This is a genomic window from Pseudomonas sp. C11, from assembly GCF_034683865.1.
In the GTDB taxonomy this organism is placed as follows: domain Bacteria; phylum Pseudomonadota; class Gammaproteobacteria; order Pseudomonadales; family Pseudomonadaceae; genus Aquipseudomonas.
Map to the genome: position 1 here is coordinate 45,283 of NZ_JAWIIP010000005.1, position 20,526 is coordinate 65,808.

Sequence of the window (20,526 nt, forward strand, 5' to 3'; positions counted from 1 at the left end):
CTGTCTCGCCATGGAGAGTGCAATGCCCAAGGTCGGCATGCAGCCCATTCGTCGTTCGCAACTCATCGCTGCCACCCTGGAAGCCGTCGACCAGGTCGGCATGGCCGACGCCAGCATCGCCTATATCGCCCGCCTGGCCGGGGTGTCCAATGGCATCATCAGCCACTACTTCAAGGACAAGAACGGCCTGCTGGAAGCAACCATGCGCCACCTCATGAAGGCACTGCGCGAGGCTGTGGCCGGGCGACGTGAAGCGCTGGCCGATGACGGCCCACGGGCCCACCTGCGCGCGATGATCGACGGTAACTTCGACGACAGCCAGGTCAGCGGCCCGGCGATGAAGACCTGGCTGGCGTTCTGGGCCAGCAGCATGCATCAGCCTGCCCTGCAGCGCCTGCAGCGGGTCAACGATCACCGCCTCTACTCCAACCTCTGCGGCCAGTTCCGCCGCGCCCTGCCGCAGGATCAGGCACGCCTCGCCGCCCGTGGCCTGGCCTCGCTGATCGATGGACTCTGGCTGCGCGGCGCGCTGTCCGGCGAGGCCTTCGACACCGCACAGGCACGCCGCATCGCCTACGACTATCTCGACTTGCAATTGGCCAAGGCTCGTTAGAGGGTTGCCGACGGCAAGGCCTCACGCGCATGACCTTGGTGGGCTAAAGCCCACCCTACGACCGGCGTAGGGCGGGTGCAACCCGCCACCCAAGACGGCGGGTTTCACCCGCCCTACCTGACAGTCCGGCGAGGCCTTCGACACCGCGCAGGCCCGCCGCATCGCCTACGACTATTTCGACCTGCAATTGGCCAAGGCCCGTTAGAGGTTTGCCGATGGCAAGGCCTGACGCGCATGACCATTGGTGGGCTAAAGCCCACCCTACGAACAGCGTAGGGCGGGTGTAACCCGCCACCCAAGACGGCGGGTTTCACCCGCCCTACCCGTTCACTCCTTTGGCCAATGACCGTCTGGCTATGTCGTGATTGAGTGCGCTCCGTCGTTTTTATTGATTGATCGTTCAATTTAAATAAAATAGGCTGTTCTCTAAGCAAATCGAAGACAGAGGACAGCCCATGCCCCGTTTCGCCGAACAGCAGCTCTACATCGGTGGTCAGTACGTCGCCGCCAGCAGTGAAGAGACCTTCGACAGCATCAACCCCGCCACCGGCGAGGTGCTGGCCAAGGTGCAATGCGCCAGCCAGGCAGACGTGGATCGCGCCGTGGCCAGCGCCGCCGAGGGGCAGAAGGTGTGGGCGGCGATGACCGCCATGCAGCGCTCGCGCATTCTGCGCAAGGCGGTGGACATCCTCCGTGAGCGCAACGATGAGCTGGCCGAGCTGGAAACCCTCGACACCGGCAAGCCGCTTTCCGAAACCCGCTATGTCGATATCGTCACCGGCGCCGACGTGCTGGAGTATTACGCCGGCCTTATCCCGGCCATCGAGGGCGAGCAGATCCCGCTGCGCGAAACCTCCTTCGTCTACACCCGCCGCGAACCGCTGGGCGTGGTCGCCGGCATCGGCGCGTGGAACTACCCGATCCAGATCGCCCTATGGAAGTCCGCACCGGCCCTGGCCGCCGGCAACGCGATGATCTTCAAGCCCAGCGAAGTCACCTCGCTAACCGCGCTGAAGCTGGCCGAGATCTACACCGAGGCCGGCCTGCCCGCAGGCGTATTCAACGTGGTGACCGGGCTGGGCAGCACTGTGGGCCAATGGCTCACCGAGCATCCGGGCATCGAGAAGATTTCCTTCACCGGCGGTACCGTCACCGGCAAGAAGGTGATGGCCAGTGCCTCCAGCTCCAGCCTCAAGGAGGTGACCATGGAGCTGGGCGGCAAGTCGCCGCTGATCATCTTCGAGGACGCGGACCTCGAGCGCGCCGCCGACATCGCGGTGATGGCCAACTTCTACAGCTCCGGCCAGGTGTGCACCAACGGCACTCGCGTGTTCGTGCCGCGCATGCTGCAGGCACGCTTCGAGGCCAAGGTGCTGGAGCGGGTCAAACGTATCCGCCTCGGCGACCCGCTGGTTGACGCCACCAATTTCGGCCCGCTGGTGAGCTTCGCGCACATGGAGCGCGTACTCGGCTATATCGACAAGGGCCGCAGCGAAGGCGCACGCCTGCTGATCGGCGGTGCGCGGGTCAGCGACGGCGACTACGCCAAGGGCGCCTATGTCGCGCCCACCGTATTCACCGACTGCACGGATGCCATGACCATCACCCGCGAGGAAATCTTCGGCCCGGTCATGAGCATCCTCATCTATGACGACGAGGAAGAAGTGATCCGCCGCGCCAACGACACCACCTACGGCCTGGCTGCCGGCGTGGTGACCCGCGACCTCAATCGCGCGCACCGGGTCATTCACAAGTTGGAAGCCGGCATCTGCTGGATCAACACCTGGGGCGAATCGCCGGCCGAAATGCCGGTGGGCGGCTACAAGCAGTCCGGCGTTGGCCGCGAGAACGGCCTGGTCACCCTCGGCCACTACACCCGCATCAAGTCGGTGCAGCTGGAAATGGGCGATTACGCCTCGGTGTTCTGAGTCCCCTAGCGTGAGAGCGGCTTTAACCGCGAAAAGCATCGCGGATGAATCCGCTCCCACAAAGAAAGCCGCCTCGTAGCCCGGATGCAATCCGGGAACAGTCACTCGCGTTTTCCCGGATAACAGCCGGGCAACAGGAGGAAGCATGACCCAGGAATACGATTACATCATCATCGGTGCCGGCTCGGCCGGTAACGTGCTGGCCACCCGCTTGACCGAAGACGCAGACGTCAGCGTGCTGCTGCTGGAAGCCGGGGGCCCGGACTATCGCCTGGATTTTCGTACCCAGATGCCCGCCGCCCTGGCCTTCCCGCTGCAGGGTCGGCGCTACAACTGGGCCTACGAGACCGATCCCGAACCCTACATGAACAACCGCCGCATGGAATGTGGGCGCGGCAAGGGCCTGGGCGGCTCCTCGCTGATCAACGGCATGTGCTACATCCGCGGCAACGCCATGGACTTCGACAGCTGGGCCAAGGGCAAGGGTCTGGAAGACTGGAGCTACCTCGACTGCCTGCCATATTTCCGCAAGGCGGAAACCCGTGACATCGGCGCCAATGACTACCACGGTGGCGACGGCCCGGTCAGCGTGACCACGCCCAAGGTCGACAACAATCCACTGTTCCATGCCATGGTCGAAGCCGGCGTACAGGCCGGTTATCCGCGTACGGACGACCTCAACGGCTACCAGCAGGAAGGCTTCGGCCCGATGGATCGCACCGTCACCGCGCAGGGTCGACGCTCCAGCACCGCCCGCGGTTATCTGGATCAGGCCCGCGAGCGGTCGAACCTGACCATCGTCACCCACGCCACCACCGACCGCATCCTGTTCGACGGTAAGCGTGCCAGCGGCGTCAGCTACCTGGTCGGCAGCTCGAATGCCACCCTCACGGCCCATGCCCGCCGCGAAGTGCTGCTGTGCGCCGGCGCCATCGCCTCGCCGCAGATCCTGCAGCGCTCCGGCGTCGGCCCAGCCGCCCTGCTGCGCGAATTCGACATCCCCGTGGTGCATGATCTGCCCGGCGTCGGCGAGAACCTGCAGGATCACCTCGAACTCTACCTGCAGTACGCCTGCAAGGAGCCGGTGTCCATCTACCCGGCCACCAAGTGGTGGAACCAGCCGGCCATCGGCGCCAACTGGCTGTTCCTCGGCAAGGGCCTGGGCGCCAGCAACCAGTTCGAAGCGGGCGGCTTCATCCGCACCCGCGAGGAGTTCGCCTGGCCTAACATCCAGTACCACTTCCTCCCGGTGGCGATCAATTACAACGGCAGCAAGGGCGTGCAGGAACACGGCTTCCAGGCGCACATGGGCTCGATGCGCTCGCCGAGCCGTGGCCGTATTCGCCTCAAGTCCCGCGACCCGCGCGAACATCCGAGCATCCTGTTCAACTACATGAGCCATGAACAGGACTGGCAGGAATTCCGCGACGGCATCCGCATCACCCGCGAGATCATGGCGCAACCGGCCCTGGACAAGTACCGGAGCCGCGAGATCAGCCCGGGCGCCCATGTGCAGAGCGATGCCGAGCTGGACGAGTTCATCCGCAACCACGCCGAAACCGCCTATCACCCGTCCTGCTCGTGCAAGATGGGCGCAGACGAGATGGCGGTGGTCGACGGCCAGGGCCGCGTGCATGGTCTGCAGGGTCTGCGCGTGGTGGATGCGTCGATCATGCCGGAGATCATCACCGGCAACCTCAACGCCACCACCATCATGATGGCGGAGAAGATCGCCGACCGGATTCGTGGGCGCCAACCGCTGCCGCGCAGTACCGCCAGCTATTTCGTGGCCGGTGATCGACCAGTGCGTGGGCAGCCTCAGCGGGCGATATCGGCAGCCTGAGCGGATGACGAGGGTCTCGCGACCCTCGCGGTACCTGTGCCAGTCCTCTCGCGGATAAATCCGCGCCTAGCGAGCGTGCGTCCAGACATCCTCGTTGCGGGACTGGCTCTTGTGAGGAGCGAACGGGCAGCATTGCGCTTCATTCGCGGATCAGCCCAGCTCCTCTGCCAGCCCCCTTCACGGATGAATCCGCTCCTACCAGTCTGCCCAGCCCCTAAGCAGTGGCTGCCAGATCGTCACTGCGAATTTATTTACGTCGCAACCGTCGAAGGTGAGCACAGCCAGCGATAATGACGCACAGGTCAAAGCCGCCACCCAAAGCCGGACGCCTCATGCACACCACGCCACCACCGCTCGACCCACGCACCGCCCGCCTGCTGCCCTGGATCGTCGCCATCGCCTTCTTCATGCAGACGCTGGACGGCACCATCCTCAATACTGCGCTGCCAGCGATGGCCCATGATCTGGGTGAAGATCCGTTGCGCATGCAGTCGGTGGTGATCGCCTACATGCTGACCGTGGCCCTGCTGATTCCGGCCTCGGGCTGGATCGCCGACCGCTTCGGCACGCGGCGCATCTTCTTCGGCGCCATCGCCCTGTTCAGCCTGGGCTCGCTGCTCTGCGCGCTGTCCGAGTCGCTCGCCATGCTGGTCGGCGCGCGAGTGATCCAGGGTCTGGGCGGCGCGCTGATGATGCCGGTAGGGCGCCTGGTGGTACTGCGCGCCTACCCGCGAACCGAGCTGGTGCGGATCATGAGCTTCATCACCCTGCCCGGCCTGCTCGGCCCGTTGATCGGCCCGACCCTCGGCGGTTGGCTGGTGGAGGCGGCCAGCTGGCACTGGATCTTCCTCATCAACCTACCGGTCGGCCTGATCGGCTGCTGGGCGGCGATGCGCTACATGCCGGATCTGCGCGGCCCGCAGCGCAGCCGTTTCGATACCCCCGGCTTCCTCCTGTTCGGCGCCGCCATGCTGCTGATCACCGTGGCCCTGGAAGGCCTCGGCGAGCTGAAGCTGCCGGCCCTGCGCGTGACCCTGCTGCTGGTCGGTGGCCTGGCCTGTCTGGCGGTGTACTGGCTGCGCGCTGCGCGTATCGCCGAGCCGCTGTTCTCGCCCAGCCTGTTCGCCACCCGCACCTTCGCCACCGGCATCCTCGGCAACCTCTTCGCCCGCCTGGGCAGCGGCGCCCTGCCCTTTCTCACGCCACTGCTGCTGCAACTGGCGATGGGATATTCCCCGGCACAGGCCGGCATGAGCATGATTCCCCTGGCGCTCGCTGCCATGGCGATGAAGCCGCTGGCCAAACCGTTGATCGACCGCCTTGGCTATCGCCGCATCCTGACCAGCAATACCCTGCTGCTCGGCGCCCTGATCGCCAGCCTGGCGCTGGTCGATCAAGACACCGCGATGCTGCAACTGGTGGTGCAGTTGAGCCTGATCGGCGCCTGCAACTCGCTGCAGTTCACCGCGATGAACACCGTGACCCTGATCGACCTGGACAACAACGAGGCCAGCAGCGGCAATGGCCTGCTGTCGGTGGTGGTGCAACTGGCCATGAGCCTCGGCGTGGCCGCGGCGGCAGCGCTGCTCAGCGGTTTCAGCGCAGAGCTGGGTGAGGTGCAGCAGGCGTTTCAGGCGACCTTCATTTGCGTCGGCCTGTTGTCGATGCTGGCGGCAGCGATCTTCCTCCAGCTCGATCCGATGGACGGCCGCAGCAGCCGTCTGGTCGAGGTGCCACCGGAACACTGAGGCGGCCTGCTACACTGCCGCCCCAATCCTTCCAGCCGGACTCTTTTGCCGTGAGCGTCAACGCCTTTTCCAGCCTACCCCTGTCCGCACCGATGCAGGCCAACCTCGCCGCCCTCGGCTACAGCGAGATGACCGCCATCCAGGCTGCCAGCCTGCCGCTGATCATCAAGGGCCGTGACCTGATCGCCCAGGCCAAGACCGGCAGCGGCAAGACCGCCGCCTTCGGCATCGGCCTGCTGCATCCCCTCAATCCGCGCTACTTCGGCTGCCAGGCGCTGGTGCTGTGCCCGACCCGCGAGCTGGCCGACCAGGTCACCAAGGAACTGCGCCGCCTGGCCCGTGCCGCCGACAACATCAAGATACTGACCCTGTGCGGCGGTGTGCCCTTCGGCCCGCAGATCGGCTCGCTGGAACATGGCGCGCATGTCATCGTCGGCACGCCTGGCCGCGTGCAGGAACACCTGCGCAAGGGCACGCTGAAGGTCGATGGCCTCAACACCCTGGTGCTCGACGAAGCCGACCGCATGCTCGACATGGGCTTCTTCGACAGCATCGCCGAAATCATCGAGCAGACCCCGGCACGCCGGCAGACCCTGCTGTTCTCCGCCACCTATCCGAGCGGTATCGAGCAACTCGCCGCACGCTTTCTGCGCAGCCCCGAACGCGTCGAAGTGCAGGCCTTGCACGATGACGGGCAGATCGAACAACGCTTCTACGAGATTGCCCCAACACAGCGCCTGGACGCCGTCGCTGCGCTGTTACGGCACTTTCGCAAGCAGCCGGCGGTAGCCTTCTGCGCCACGCGCCAGCAATGCACGGAGCTGGTCGAGCGCCTGGAAGCCGAGAAGATTTCCGCCGCCGCGCTGCATGGCGATCTGGAACAGCGCGATCGTGACCAGGTGCTGGCATTGTTCGCCGGGCGCAGCCTGAGCGTGCTGGTCGCCACCGACGTGGCCGCTCGTGGCCTGGATATTGCTGGGCTGGAACTGGTGATCAACGTCGAACTGGCGCGTGATGCGGAGGTGCACATTCACCGCATCGGTCGCAGTGGTCGCGCAGGCGAGAAGGGCCTTGCCGTGAGCCTGGTGGCACCGGCCGAAGCCGGGCGCGCCCAAGCCATCGAGGCCCTGCAGGGGCAGACAATGGCCTGGTACCCGCTACCGGCCGACAACACCAGCGTCAGCCTGCTGCCACCGATGCACACGCTGTGCATCGGCGCCGGGCGCAAGGACAAACTGCGCCCTGGTGACATCCTCGGCGCACTGACCGGTGATGCGGGCCTGAGCAGCGATCAGGTGGGCAAGATCGCCCTGTTCGAGTTCCAGGCTTACGTCGCCGTGCAACGTGACGTCGCCCGCAAAGCACTGCAACGGTTAACGGAAGGCAAGATCAAGGGCCGCTCGCTGCGCGTGCGCATGATCTAGTCTCTAGCAAGGGCCACAGAGGTCGGAGTCGCTCCATGCGCAATATCCTGGTCATCGAGGACAGCCCTCTGGTGCTGAAGATCCTGGCCCACCTGTTCCGCCAGGAACCGGATCTGGAGCCCGTGTTCTGCGCCTCGCTGGCCGAAGCGGAAGTCATGCTGGAAACCTCGGCCGGGCTGTTCTTCGCCGCCATCGTCGACCTGCACCTGCCGGACGCCCCCGACGGTGAGAGTGTCGATCTGGTGATGCGTCACCGCCTGCCCTGCATCGTCCTCAGCGGCAGCTACAACGAGCAACGCCGCGACGAGCTGCTGATGAAAGGTGTGGTCGACTACGTGCTCAAGGAAAGCCAGCACTCCTACGAGTACGCGTTCCGCCTGCTGCACCGCCTCGATCACAACAGCCATATCAAGATTCTCATCGCCGATGATTCCAACGCGCAGCGGCGCTACATCCGCCACATCATCGAGCCGCATCACTACCAGATACTCGAAGCCAGCGACGGCCGGGAAACCCTGCGTCTGATCGCCGAACAGCCAGACATCGACCTGCTGATCCTCGACCACTCCATGCCCGGTGTCAGCGGCTTCGATCTGGTCAAGCTGCTGCGCCAGAAATTCAAGCTCAACGAGCTGATCATCATCGGCGTATCAGCCGACCCCAAGGGCTCGCTCAGCGCGCAGTTCATCAAGCACGGCGCCGACGACTTCCTGCGCAAACCCTTCTGCCCCGAAGAGTTGAACTGCCGGGTGATGAACACCCTGGAACGCCGCGACCTGCTGCAGGCGCTGAAGAAGGCGGCGGAATACGATGCCCTCACCGGCCTGCGCAATCGCCGCTCCTTTTATGAGCGCGGCATGCGCATGATCCAGCAGGCACAACAGAGCGGCCAGCACCTGAGCGTGGCCATGCTCGACATCGACCATTTCAAGCACATCAACGATGGCTTCGGCCATGCCAGTGGCGACAGTGCGCTGGTGGTATTCGCCAAGGCCTTCGCCAGCGCCTTCCCCGACACCCTGATCGGTCGTCTGGGCGGCGAGGAGTTCGCCCTGCTCAGCCCCCTCGACGCAGCCGACCTCAGCGCCACCATCGACAGCCTGCGCCAGCGCTGTGCCACGCTGTACTACGCCAACGGCGCACCGCCGCTGTCGTTCAGCGCAGGCATTTACCGGGGCGAAGCGGAAGACCTGGAAAGCCTTCTGCACGAGGCCGATCAGCGCCTGTACCAGGCCAAGCAGAGCGGTCGAGCACGCACCGTACTGGCCTGATCAGGGTGCCATGCCGTGGCGGCGCAGGGTCTCCTCGTAGCTGCCATCGGCCTGCATGGCCTGGATCGCCTCGTCGAAGCGACGGGTGATCTCGCGGTGGTGCGGATGGCTCAGACGCACCAGGATATGCAGGCCGTTCTCGCTCAGTGGCTTGGGCAGCAACTCCAGCTCATCACGTAGCGGCGCCAGCTCACGCGCTAGGTGATAGCGCACCACCAGCTCATCCTCCAGCGCCAGTTGCACCCGCCCGGCGTGCAACATGCGCGCGGCGATCTCGAAGCCACTGACGCCCACGCGCCTCAGGTTCTCGTCGTGGTCGAAGGCCGGGTTATAGGCGTAGCCCCGCACGACTGCGATGCGATACGGATACAGATCGGCAAGTTGGTCGAAATCGATGCCCGCGCCCTTGCGCTGCAGGAAGCGGATGCGATTGAACAGGTAGGGCTGCGAAAAGTGACCAAAATAAGTGCGCTCCTGGCTGTACCAGGCGTTGATCAACACATCGTGCTCGCCGCGCTTGAGACCGAGCACGGCCCGCTCCCAGGGCACCTCGACGTAACGGGTGCGATAGCCGGCACGAGTCAGTGCCTGCACCACCAGATCGCTGGCCACGCCGTTGTTCGGTAGCGTGTGATCATTGAATGGCGGCCAGGGGTCGGCTACCAGACGCAACAGCTCTGCCGCCCCCAAGGACGGGGATAACAGCAGGAGCAGGAACCACGCACGCACGTTGGGCATTGTTCAGGTCTGATCCCTTATCGGCCAGTGTTGGCCTGTAAGTCATAGCAGGGGCCGTGCCATAAGTCATGCTCGGCAATCCAGGCCGACGCTGCCTGATCGGTCTGCGACGGCTTCAGGTAAGATGCGCCCCAGCTTAGCCCGGCAGTCCTGCCGGCATACCGTCTGGGGAAATAACGTGTTGCAAATCGATGTACTGATCATCGGCGCCGGCGCCGCCGGGCTGATGTGCGCCGCCACTGCGGCAGCACGCGGTCGACGCGTCCTGGTGCTCGATCACGCCAACAAGGCCGGCAAGAAGATTCTCATGTCCGGCGGCGGACGCTGCAATTTCACCAACATGTACTGCGAGCCGGGCAACTTCCTCTCGGGCAACCCACACTTCTGCAAGTCGGCGCTGGCGCGCTTCACCCAGTGGGACTTCATCGGCCTGGTGGCCAAGCATGGCGTACCCTACCACGAGAAAAAACTTGGCCAGCTGTTCTGCGACAACAAGTCCAGCGACATCCTCGAGCTGCTGTTGGCCGAGTGCAGCGAGGCCGGCGCCGAGATTCGCCTGAACACAGCAGTGCAGAGCATCGCGAAAGTCGAAGGCGGCTTTCGCCTGGACAGCGATATCGGCGCGATCAACTGCCAGTCGCTGGTGATCGCCACAGGCGGTTTGTCGATCCCCACCCTCGGCGCGACAGGCTTCGGCTATCAGGTGGCCAGGCAGTTCGGCCACGAGGTACTACCGACACGCGCCGGCCTGGTGCCCTTCACCCTCACCGATCCGCAGCTCAAGACGCTGTGCACGGAGCTGTCCGGCACTTCGGTGGAAGACTGCCGGGTCAGCTGCAATGGCCAGAGCTTCGTCGAGAACATCCTGTTCACCCACCGCGGCCTGTCCGGCCCGGCGATCCTGCAAATCTCGTCCTACTGGCAGCCGGGCGATACCGTGCACATCGACCTGCTGCCACATATCGACCTGCCGCAGTGGCTGGCCACGCAGCAGCACGAACGCGGCAACAGCGAGCTGAAGACGCTGCTCGCCGAGCTGTTCACCAAGAAGATGGCGACGCTGCTGGTCGACGCCTGGTTCAGCAACAAGCCGCTGAAGCAGTACACCCCGACCGAGCTGAAGGCGATTGCCGAGAGGCTGTCCGACTGGCAATTGGTGCCGGCCGGCACCGAGGGCTACCGCACCGCCGAAGTCACCCTGGGCGGGGTGAATACCGACGAGGTGTCATCCAAGACCCTGGAATCGCTCAAGGTGCCGGGGCTGTACTTCGTCGGTGAGGTACTGGACGTCACCGGCCACCTGGGCGGCTTCAACTTCCAGTGGGCCTGGGCGTCGGGTTATGCAGCCGCCCAGTACGTCTAGCTAGCTGCCCTGCCCAAACAGCAGGTTGCCTCCTCAGAATGAGGCCCGCTTGATCGGGCCGTGGTTGCGCTCATAAGCCTGGCGGATGCGCGTGAACCAGACGCCAACGGCGGATTCCTCGGCCCAGGGCTGCACGCCCAGGCACCAGGCCCAGAGCAGCATGCCAGCCACCAGATAATCGCAGGCGCCCGCCTCATCGCCCTCCAGGTACGGCTTGTCGCCGAGCCAGGCTTCCAGCGGTGCCAGCGCCTGGCGCAACTGCTGCTCGCCGCCCTGCGGATCGGCCATTTCCTCCAACGGCATGCCGAAGGCCTGCTCGCGACTACTGCGGAAGTAGTCACGATCCTCCTCAGCGCAGGCCTGGTAGGCGCGCAACAGCAGGATCTTCAGCAGCGGCATGCGCAGCGCATGGAAACTCAGACGCTCGACCAGACGCGCGCGTTCGGCCGCCGCGCCGTCACCCAGCAGCGGCCGCTGCGGATAGCGCGCATCGAGGTAGGCGAAGATGACGACGCTGTCGTGTACCGACTGACCGTCGTCGACCAGCACCGGTACGAGCTTCTGCCCGGAGAACTCGATTGCCGCCTTCTCTCCGAAGCGAATCGGCCGACTGTGGAAATCCAGCCCCTTGTGCGCCAGGGCCAGGCGTACTCGCCAGCAGTAGGGGGAAAACAGCAACTCACGGTCAGCACCGCACAGTTCATATAGCTCTCGCATGGTCTTCTCCTCGATGTGCAGAGCGAACGGTTCTTCGTTGGCAAAGAACATATCGCGGACTGATCGTGCAACCGGCGAAGTGATCACCTGCTCGACAAATCTCTCCCCAAAGCGAACGCGGTGAGTGAAAAGCTCGAAGTCTTGATACTGGACTGGCAATACGGTTGTCGTTTTATGGGTGCTTGTTCCGAATTGCCGCGTTCTGACTGATGTTTTTGGTTTCGCCCTCCCGGGCGAGTAACTTTTGCGGGCAAAAGTAACCAAAACCCTCCGCCCGTTCATCCGGCCCTGGCTACGCCAGGGTTCGCTCACTCCATCATCGTTCCAGAGGCCCGCCACGGTGGGCCATCCCTGGCCCATCGTGGCTCTCGCGACATCCATGTCGCTCAACCTCTTCCACGACGATTCCGTTCGCCCTCCTGGGCGGGCTCTGCACGCGCCTGAAACCTAGGTAAACCAGAATTAGCGTGGAGTGCTTGTACATATGTCAGCCTTAGGGCTGACCGGGGTGCCGGCTAATGAAACTATTGGTTTAACTCGACAACCCAATCGCAACTTCATCGCTACTAGAACACGCCGAGCAATCTATGGAATGCCGGTTCGTTCAGGCGCGCAGATGCCCCCTTCAGGAGGCCGAACGCAGGCATTGCGCAGGGGGCGAGCGGCATGGATGCCGCGAGAGGCGTAATGGGCCAAGGATGGCCCATGTACGCCGACCCCGGAGCGGTGCCGGAGTGAGGGAAGTCGAGCGCAGCGAGACCCGGATGGCGGGGGTGCGTTTCTTTTGCTTACTTTTCTTTGCGCATTTCAAAGAAAAGTGAGTCGCCCGAGGGGGCGAAACCCGGAATCGCTGAACACACAGCAGCGGCGTCCAGAACAGCCAACAAGACAACTCACAAACTCACAAACTCACCAGTCCGATATCCAGCCTGACAACCTCGAGGGCCTCTATCTTGAGCCTGTTTAAACGCCGTAATGGCAACGCAGGTAGTTCTTAGAGGCGCCCGACTCGGGTAGTCTGCTCGCATCGTTTCAGACAAGACCTCGTATGCCCCGCCCCAGTCTTCGCCAATCCCTTCGCCGCCTCTGGGCACTGGACAAGTTCAGCAGCGGCCTGCGGGTGTTCATTGCCCTGGCCGGGGCCTTGGCGTTGTGCTGGTGGCAGGACTGGACGCATGGCCTGATCCCGCTGTTCCTCGGCGTCATCGCCTGCGCCCTGACCGAAACCGACGACAGCTGGCAAGGCCGCCTGGGCACCGTGCTGGTGACGCTACTGTGCTTCAGCGCCGCCGCATATGCGGTGGAAGCGCTCTTCCCCTATCCATGGCTGTTCGTCATTGCCCTGGCGCTTTCCGCCTTTTCCCTGACCATGCTCGGCTCGCTGGGCGAGCGTTTCGCCACCCTCGGTTCAGGCACGCTGATCCTCGCCGTCTACAGCATGATCGGTGTCGAACAGCGCGGCGGCGTCGCTGGCCTGTGGCTGGAACCCTTGCTGCTGGTGGCCGGCGCGGCCTGGTACGGCCTGCTCTCGGTGATCTGGCATGGCCTGTTCGCCCATCAGCCAGTGCAACTGGCACTGGCCCGGCTGTTCCGCGAGTTGGGCAAGTACCTCAAGCTCAAGGCCGCATTGTTCGAACCGCTGCGCCAGCTCGACGTGGAACCCCGCCGCCTGGCCCTGGCGCAGCAGAACGGCCGGGTGGTGTCGGCACTCAACGCGGCCAAGGAAATCATCCTGCACCGGGTCGGCAATGGCCGCCCCGGCCCCAAGGTCAGCCGCTACCTCAAGCTTTACTTCCTCGCGCAGGACATCCACGAGCGCGCCAGTTCGTCGCACTACCCGTACAACGAACTGGCAGAGGCGTTCTTCCACAGCGACGTGCTGTTTCGCTGCCAGCGCCTGCTGCGCCTGCACGGCGAGGCCTGCGAGCGCCTGGCCGGGGCCATCGAGCTGCGCCAGCCATTCGAGTACCGCGAACTGTGCAGCCAGGCGCTGGAAGACCTGCACGCCTCGCTCGATCACCTGCACTTGCAAAGCAACCCGGCCTGGCGCCGCCTGCTGCGCTCGCTCGGCGCCCTGGCCGGTAACCTGGCCACACTCGATCAGCTCCTGGGTAACGCCAGCAACCCGGATGCCCTGGCCGAGGAACAGGACAGCAGCCTGCTCGACCGCGAGCCTCATTCACTGCGCGAAGTGGTCGAGCGCATCGGCCAGCAGCTCACCCCGACCTCGCTGCTGTTCCGCCACGCCCTGCGCCTGTCCGTGGCCCTGGCCGCCGGTTACGGCCTGCTGCACCTGATCCATCCGGCGCAAGGCTACTGGATCCTGCTCACCACGCTGTTCGTCTGCCAGCCCAACTACGGCGCCACCCGCATCAAGCTGGTGCAGCGGATCGCCGGCACCGTGCTGGGCCTGGCGCTGGGCTGGGTGCTGTTCGACCTGTTCCCCGATCCACGCGTGCAGGCGCTGTTCGCCGTGGTCGCCGGGGTGGTCTTCTTCACCACCCGCGCCACCCGCTACACCCTGGCTACCGCCGCCATCACCTTGCTGGTGCTGTTCTGCTTCAATCAGGTGGGCAATAGCTACAGCCTGTTCATTCCGCGCCTGGTCGATACCCTGCTCGGCAGCCTGATCGCCGGCCTGGCGGTGTTCCTGATCCTGCCGGACTGGCAGGGTCGGCGCCTGGGGCGCATGCTCGCCGGTACCCTGAGCTGCAACAGCGCCTACCTGCGGCAGATTATCGCCCAGTACGCCCAGGGCAAGCGCGATGACCTCGGCTATCGCCTGGCGCGGCGCAACGCGCACAACGCCGATGCCGCGCTGTCGACCACGCTCGGCAATATGCTGATGGAGCCGGGGCACTTCCGTAAGGATGCCGACCTGGGCTTCCGCTTCCTGGTGCTGTCGCACACCCTGCTCAGCTACCTCTCGGCACTCGGTGCCCATCGCGGCGAGCGCCTGCCCGAGGCCGAGCAGGCGCGCCTGCTGGAACATGCCGAACGGATTGCCTGCAGCCTCGACGATATCGCCGCCGGCCTGCTCGACAAGCAACCGCTGGCCATCCACAGCGACAGCGAACAGCAATTGGCCGAGGCGCTGGAACAGATCGCCGAGGATGCCGACGAACGCCAGCGTCTGGTACAGACCCAGTTGGCGCTGATCTGCCGACAATTGGCGCCGCTGCGCACCCTCGGCGCGCACCTGCACAAGCAGCAGAACACCACGAAACAGCCAGCAGACTGAAGGGATGATGACGCCACATCATTGACGCTTCCTGATTTTTTTATCACACGGTAGCGGTAGGCGACGGCTTTCTGCCAGTATGAGTAAAACGCCAATAATTCGGGGCCACCCGATGCCTATCCCTCACAGATCCGTCCGCGCCTCACCCGTCTGGCTACTGCTGCTCCTGTGCCTGCTGCTGCCCAGCGTCAGGGCCGCCACGCTACTGAACGACGCCAGTGCACCGCTGGATCTGTATGACACGGTCGATTTTCTCCTCGACCCGCAAGCCAGCCTGACCCTGGATCAGGTGCGCGCCACCGATGCCCCCTTCACCTCTGCGCACGCGCGCCGCGACCTGAGTTTTGGCTATGTCTCCGGTGTGGTCTGGTTGCGCCTGAATCTGCAGTCTCAAGCACAGCGCGTACTGCACTGGCGTCTGGAACTGAGCTATGCCTCGCTGGATGAAGTGCGCCTGTACGATGTGGGCGCAGAGGGTGTGCGTGAATCGCGCAGCGGTGACACCGTGCCCTATGCCGAGCGCGCCATCGGCCATCGCTATCCGGTGTTCGAAGTCGTTCTGCAACCCGGCGAGCAGCGCACCCTGTACCTGCGCGCGGACTCACGGGGCAGCATGACCCTCAGTGGCGGGCTGATGTCGGAACACGATTTCGAGCAGCACAGCCAGAACGGCTACCTGGTGCATGCCATCTACTGCGGCGTACTGATTGCCCTGGGCCTGTACAACCTGCTGCTGTTCCTCGCCCTGCGTGAACGCCCCTTCCTCAACTACGTGCTGTTCATGGTCGCCTTCGCCCTCGCCGTGCTTTCGCTCAACGGCCTCGGCGCGCAGTACCTGTGGCCACAGGCGGCGCCCTGGACCAACCGCATGCTGCCGGTCAGCCTGACCATGGCGGCGCTGCTGTCGACGGTGTTCGCACGCAGCTTCCTCGACACCGGCAAATGGCTACCGCGCTGGGATCGCGTGCTGCAGGTGCTGTGCTTCGCCACGGGGCTGGCGGTGATCGCCACCCTGCTGCTGCCCGTGCAGCGGGCCTTGCAGACCATGTCCATCACCGGGCTGAGCGTCACCCTTATGCTGCTGCTCACCAGCTTCGTCTGCGTGGGCTACCGCGTGCCCGGAGCCCGCCTGTTCGCGCTGGCCTGGATGATGCTACTCAGCGGCGCAGTGGCCCTGGCGCTGCGTAATTTCGCCCTGATCCCGTCGAACTTCATGACCCTCTATGCCATGCAGATCGGCTCCGGTCTGGAGATGATCCTGCTGTCCTTCGCCCTCGCCGCCCGCTTCAACGCGCACAAGCGCCAACGCGAAGCCGCCCTGCAACTCAGTGAGCGCACCCTGGAAAGACGCGTCGCCGAACGCACCGAAGCCCTGGAGCAGGCCAACCGGCGCCTCAGCCAACTGGCCCTGCAAGACCCGCTGACCGGCCTGGCCAACCGCAACGCCCTGCAGCAGCATCTCGACCAGGCACTGAGCCGCAGCCAGCGCGGCAACGAGCTGCTGGCGGTGATGCTGATCGACCTCGACGGCTTCAAGCCGATCAACGACCAGCATGGCCATGCCTTCGGCGACCTGGTGCTGGCGGAAGTGGCGCAGCGCCTGCGCCATTACCTGCGCGAGATGGATCTGCCGGCGCGCCTGGGCGGCGACGAATTCGTCGCCATCTGCGAGCGCCTGCAATCGGCTGAAGATGCTCATCAACTGGCCAAGCGCCTGCTCGAAGGCCTGGATACGCCGATATGCATTGAAGGCCGCACCGTGCGTGTCGGCGCCAGCATCGGCATCGCCCTGAGCCATGGCCGCGACGCGGCGACCAGTCTGATCCGCCGCGCCGACGCCGCCATGTACCAGGCCAAGGCCGAAGGGCGCAATCGCGTGCGCATGGTCAGCGAAGAAGCCTGACGGCCTGGACAGCGCAGCAGCAGCCTGGGATAAACGCGGCTTTCCCGCTCGCGACACCGACCATGGACAAAACCCAGTTGCTGCAGCAGGTGCTGGCCCATCTGCAAGCCGATCTCGACCAGGCCCACCAGGCCGCGCTCAGCGCCCATGAAACGGCCACCCACGAAGAGAACATCGCCGAGAACAAGTACGACACCCTGGGCCTGGAGGCGGCCTACCTGGCCAGCGGCCAGGCACGTCGGGTCGAGGAACTGCGGCAGACGCTGATCACCTGGCGCCAGTTGCGCCCACGGCCGTTCGACCCGGCGCAGGGAGCCGCCCTCGGCGCATTGATCCAACTGGTGGACGCAGAGGACAGGCAACAGTGGCTGCTGCTCGGCCCACCGGGCGCCAGCATGAAGCTACAGGCGGGCGACCACCTCATCCAGGTGATTGGCAGCGCCGCGCCGCTCGGCCGCCTGCTGCTGGGCAAGCAGCCGGGTGATGAGATCAGCCTGAACCTGGAGGGCCGCCAGCAGCATTTCGAAGTGGTCGAGGTGCTCTAAGCACTCATCTCGCGCCAGGTCAGGTACATGCGCAGATCGAACTCGATCTGCGCATAACCGGGCAGCATGTAATCGCAGAGCTTGTAGAACGCCTTGTTGTGCTCGGATTCTTTCAGGTGCGCCAGCTCGTGCACCACGATCATCTGCAGGAAGACCGGCGCGGCATCGCGGAACAGCGAGGCCACGCGGATTTCCTTCTTCGCCTTGAGCTTGCCGCCCTGCATGCGCGAAATCGCCGTATGCAGCCCAAGGGCGCGGTGGGTGAGATCGAGACGGTTGTCGTAGAGCACCTTGTCGATGCCCGGCGCGTTCTTCAGGTGCTCCTGCTTGAGTGCCATGACGTAGGCGTACAGCGCCTTGTCGCTCTGCACATCATGGCGCCCGGGGTAGCGCTGGGCCAGGTAGAGGCCGAGGCGGTCATCGGCGATCAGTTGGCGCACCTGCTGCTGGATGGCCACGGGATAGCCCTGAAGGTATTTCAACGACAGATGCCCACTGCAAAAAAAGGAGCTGGCAGTGTAACGCGCCTCACTTCGCCGGCACGACCCGCAACAGCCGCCCTTCGGCATTGTCGGTGAGCAGGTAGAGCGCGCCGTCAGGCCCGCTGCGCACATCGCGGATGCGCTCGCCAAGCTCCTCGAACAACACCTCCTCACCGGCCAGCATGCCGTCACGCACGCGGATGCGGCGCACGCTGCGCTCGGCCAGGGTGGCGGCGAACAGATCGCCCTGCCAGTCAGGAAACAGCGCACCGCGATACAGAGCCAGGCTCGACGGCGCCACCGAGGGCGTCCAGTGCAGCAGGGGCGCCACCAGGCCAGGCAACTGGGTGTAAGGGCTGACGCGCGCCCCGGTGTAGTCGACGCCGAAAGTTGCCAGCGGCCAGCCGTAGTTCTGCCCGGCCTGGATCAGGTTCAACTCGTCCCCCCCACGCGGGCCATGCTCGTGGCTGTACAGCCGATCATGCTCGGCATCGAAGACGATGCCCTGCACGTTGCGGTGGCCAAGGCTGTAGACCTCCGGCGCAGCGCCTTGTAGGGCCAGCAGCGGATTATCCGGCGGCACGCTGCCGTCGCGGTTGAGGCGCACGATCTTGCCCAGGTGGTTGCCCGGATTCTGCGCCTGCTCGCGCCAGTCGAAGCCATCGCCCAGGGTCAGCACCAGGGTCTTGTCGGCCAGAAAGGCGATGCGCCCGCCGTAGTGCGCCGCGCCCGCCTTGAGTGGCTGGGCGGTAAACAGCACGTCGACGTCACGCAGTTCATCCCCCACCAGCCGGGCACGGATCAGCCGCGTATTGTTGGCCTCGGCATCGCCATGGGCATAGCTCAGGTACAGCCAGCGGTTATCCGGGTAATCCGGATCGAGCGCCACCTCCATCAGCCCCGCCTGGGCGGCGATGAACGCCTGCGGCAACCCGGCGATGGGCTCTTCCAGCAGGCGACCATCCGCCTCGATCAGACGCAGGCGCCCGACCCGCTCGGTGACCAGCATGCGCCCATCCGGCAGGAAAGCCAGAGACCAGGGGTGCTCCAGCCCCTCGGTGAGGGTTTCGATACGGTAATCATTGGCCAACGCCGGAATGCTCAGCAGCAGCGCAGCACCGAGCAATGTGCGGAAGGTGTTCAGCATGGCAAAAACCTGTTCACGGCGAATTAGGTTGAGGGGGCTGAGCCCTGTAGCGCGCTCGCCGGGCGAACAAACCGAAGAGCAGCGCACCGGCACTGCCACAGGCCATCAACCCCAAAGTGCCCAGCGGGGTGCGATCAGCGGCGATCAGCGTCGGCATCGGCGCCAGGGCATTGGCCAGCGTCAGTGCCAACCAGACGGCGGCAGCACCGGCCGCCAGAAAGATCGCCCAGCGCAGTGGGCGCAGACGCCGTGCCAACAACAGAGCCAGCGGCAGGGCGAAGGCGAAGCCGGCGCCGGCCAGTAACGCGAAGGTGGGCGCAAACCCGAGCAGGTCGAGGCCAGTCGTGCCCAGCCTGACAGCAAGTGGCATCGGCGCGCCCAGTGCCTGCAGCGCAGCGAGATTGCTCTGCGTCTGAAAGATCGACGCGAAGGCGCTGGCCAGCAGTACGGCGAGAACGAAGGCGAGCAGCAGGCGCGGCAGGCTGGACATGAAAAACAGTTCCGGAACGGTAGTGCCCGGATTATGGCGTAGGCCGGCATTTACCACGCCCCAGGTGTTTTACAGGGTTTTACCTGAGCCTGCGGGCCGCATCGGGAGGATACGCCACCGCAGAAATACATTTTATTGACGCCAATAAAACGACGAACGGTGCTCACGTATGGCTCGGAATTGCCGTTATAAAGCGCGCCACGAGCACAGTCGTCGCTCGTGACAGGCAGCCCTGCCACCTTCTAGCTCGCGTGTCACCCGCTGGAACGCCAAGTAAGCCGTTACTGACTCCCGGACGAGATGTGCCCCCGACTGAAGTTTCCGTTTTTCAGGAGCTTTGAGCATGATCGAACTCGCTATGTGGAACCTGAGCATTCCAGTCGGCGTCCCCGCGACCACCATCGAGACCCGCATCCTCGCCGGCGGTTATCAGGATCACTACTTCCAGTCCAAGAACGGTGCGATCTTCTTCTGGTCGCCGGTCAACGGCACTACCACCGAAAGCGCCATATACCCGCGCTGCGAGCTGCGCGAAACCTATGCCGACGGCAGCCTGCGCAATTGGACCTATCCTGGCGCCGACCACTTCCTGCGTGCAGCCCTGAGCGTCAGCCAGGTGCCGTCTACCGGCAAGATCGTCATTGGCCAGATTCACGCCTATAAAAGCTCGATGCCGCTGCTCAAGCTGGAGTACCAGTACAAGACCAAGACGGCCACCGGCAATATCGTCGCCAAGGTGCGCATGACACCGGATGCCGAGATCGACACCGTGACCATCGCCAGTGGCATCGCGCTGAACCAGGCCTTCACCTATGCGATCAATCTGCAGCCAGACGGCACCCTGGCGATCCAGCTCGACAACATCCGCTGGAGCACTCATCTGGATCCGTCCTGGGCGCCGAAGCCGCTGTACTTCAAGGCCGGCGTTTACACCCAGGACAACACCGGCTACGAAACCGAAGCTGGCGCAGCCCGCTTCGACCAGTTGAGCATCGAACACCGCGCCCTGCTCAGCGCAGCGCCCTGAACCCCAAACACCAGGCATGAAAAAGCCGCGACGCTTGCGCAGTCGC

At 64.5% G+C, this 20,526-nt stretch carries 16 protein-coding genes; 11 read left to right on the forward strand and 5 right to left on the reverse strand.

All coding sequences use genetic code 11. The features are described from left to right. Positions 1 to 22: 22 nt before the first annotated feature. From betI to VC352_RS09775, 6 genes are all read left to right on the forward strand, one after another. Positions 23 to 613: a transcriptional regulator BetI gene (betI, locus tag VC352_RS09745; RefSeq protein WP_322979376.1), complete on the forward strand. Its 591-nt coding sequence runs from the start codon at positions 23 to 25 to the stop codon at positions 611 to 613. Between the two features lie 455 nt (positions 614 to 1,068). Then, positions 1,069 to 2,541 (forward strand): betaine-aldehyde dehydrogenase, encoded by a 1,473-nt coding sequence (gene betB / locus VC352_RS09755; protein ID WP_322979377.1) that lies wholly within the window; start codon positions 1,069 to 1,071, stop codon positions 2,539 to 2,541. 145 nt (positions 2,542 to 2,686) lie between these two features. Further along, positions 2,687 to 4,384, forward strand: coding sequence for a choline dehydrogenase (gene betA / locus VC352_RS09760; protein ID WP_322979378.1), 1,698 nt, complete (start codon positions 2,687 to 2,689; stop codon positions 4,382 to 4,384). A 332-nt stretch (positions 4,385 to 4,716) separates the two neighbouring features. Next, positions 4,717 to 6,132: a multidrug transporter subunit MdtD gene (mdtD, locus tag VC352_RS09765; protein ID WP_322979379.1), complete on the forward strand. Its 1,416-nt coding sequence runs from the start codon at positions 4,717 to 4,719 to the stop codon at positions 6,130 to 6,132. 50 nt (positions 6,133 to 6,182) lie between these two features. Continuing rightward, a complete protein-coding gene (gene dbpA, locus VC352_RS09770; RefSeq protein WP_322979380.1) occupies positions 6,183 to 7,556 on the forward strand; it encodes an ATP-dependent RNA helicase DbpA in 1,374 nt (457 codons plus the stop codon). A gap of 35 nt (positions 7,557 to 7,591) precedes the next feature. Further along, the gene (locus tag VC352_RS09775; RefSeq protein ID WP_322979381.1) at positions 7,592 to 8,827 is read left to right on the forward strand and encodes a diguanylate cyclase domain-containing protein; all 1,236 of its coding nucleotides are present in this window, start codon (positions 7,592 to 7,594) and stop codon (positions 8,825 to 8,827) included. Here the strand turns inward: VC352_RS09775 and VC352_RS09780 are convergent, their stop codons facing one another. After that, on the reverse strand, positions 8,828 to 9,565 hold the full coding sequence (locus VC352_RS09780; RefSeq protein WP_322979382.1) for a substrate-binding periplasmic protein: 738 nt from the start codon (positions 9,563 to 9,565) through the stop codon (positions 8,828 to 8,830). A gap of 178 nt (positions 9,566 to 9,743) precedes the next feature. Between VC352_RS09780 and VC352_RS09785 the strand changes: the two genes are divergently transcribed. Further along, entirely contained in the window at positions 9,744 to 10,928 is a 1,185-nt protein-coding gene (locus VC352_RS09785) for an NAD(P)/FAD-dependent oxidoreductase (protein ID WP_322979383.1), read from the forward strand. A 33-nt stretch (positions 10,929 to 10,961) separates the two neighbouring features. Here VC352_RS09785 and VC352_RS09790 read toward each other — a convergent pair whose 3' ends face one another. Continuing rightward, positions 10,962 to 11,645, reverse strand: coding sequence for a glutathione S-transferase (locus tag VC352_RS09790; protein ID WP_322979384.1), 684 nt, complete (start codon positions 11,643 to 11,645; stop codon positions 10,962 to 10,964). A 1,048-nt stretch (positions 11,646 to 12,693) separates the two neighbouring features. Between VC352_RS09790 and yccS the strand changes: the two genes are divergently transcribed. The 3 genes from yccS (at position 12,694) to VC352_RS09805 (ending at position 17,334) form a co-directional block, all read left to right on the forward strand. Next, a complete protein-coding gene (gene yccS, locus VC352_RS09795) occupies positions 12,694 to 14,886 on the forward strand; it encodes a YccS family putative transporter (protein WP_322979385.1) in 2,193 nt (730 codons plus the stop codon). Between the two features lie 112 nt (positions 14,887 to 14,998). After that, the gene (locus VC352_RS09800; RefSeq protein ID WP_322979386.1) at positions 14,999 to 16,789 is read left to right on the forward strand and encodes a diguanylate cyclase; all 1,791 of its coding nucleotides are present in this window, start codon (positions 14,999 to 15,001) and stop codon (positions 16,787 to 16,789) included. Between the two features lie 62 nt (positions 16,790 to 16,851). Continuing rightward, complete coding sequence (locus VC352_RS09805; protein WP_322979387.1) at positions 16,852 to 17,334, forward strand: GreA/GreB family elongation factor; 483 nt, start codon at positions 16,852 to 16,854, stop codon at positions 17,332 to 17,334. On the opposite strand, the gene VC352_RS09810 is transcribed toward VC352_RS09805, so the two are convergent. From VC352_RS09810 to VC352_RS09820, 3 genes are read right to left on the reverse strand one after another with little or no spacing between them, the layout of a single operon-like run. Further along, positions 17,331 to 17,822, reverse strand: a complete 492-nt coding sequence (locus VC352_RS09810) for a M48 family metallopeptidase (protein WP_322979613.1) — start codon at positions 17,820 to 17,822, stop codon at positions 17,331 to 17,333. The genes VC352_RS09805 and VC352_RS09810 overlap by 4 nt on opposite strands. Positions 17,823 to 17,862: 40 nt before the next feature. Further along, on the reverse strand, positions 17,863 to 18,963 hold the full coding sequence (locus VC352_RS09815; protein ID WP_322979388.1) for a PQQ-dependent sugar dehydrogenase: 1,101 nt from the start codon (positions 18,961 to 18,963) through the stop codon (positions 17,863 to 17,865). 13 nt (positions 18,964 to 18,976) lie between these two features. Continuing rightward, positions 18,977 to 19,453: a hypothetical protein gene (locus VC352_RS09820; protein WP_322979389.1), complete on the reverse strand. Its 477-nt coding sequence runs from the start codon at positions 19,451 to 19,453 to the stop codon at positions 18,977 to 18,979. Between the two features lie 343 nt (positions 19,454 to 19,796). Between VC352_RS09820 and VC352_RS09825 the strand changes: the two genes are divergently transcribed. After that, a complete protein-coding gene (locus VC352_RS09825; protein ID WP_322979390.1) occupies positions 19,797 to 20,480 on the forward strand; it encodes a polysaccharide lyase family 7 protein in 684 nt (227 codons plus the stop codon). The last annotated feature ends 46 nt before the right edge of the window (positions 20,481 to 20,526 follow it).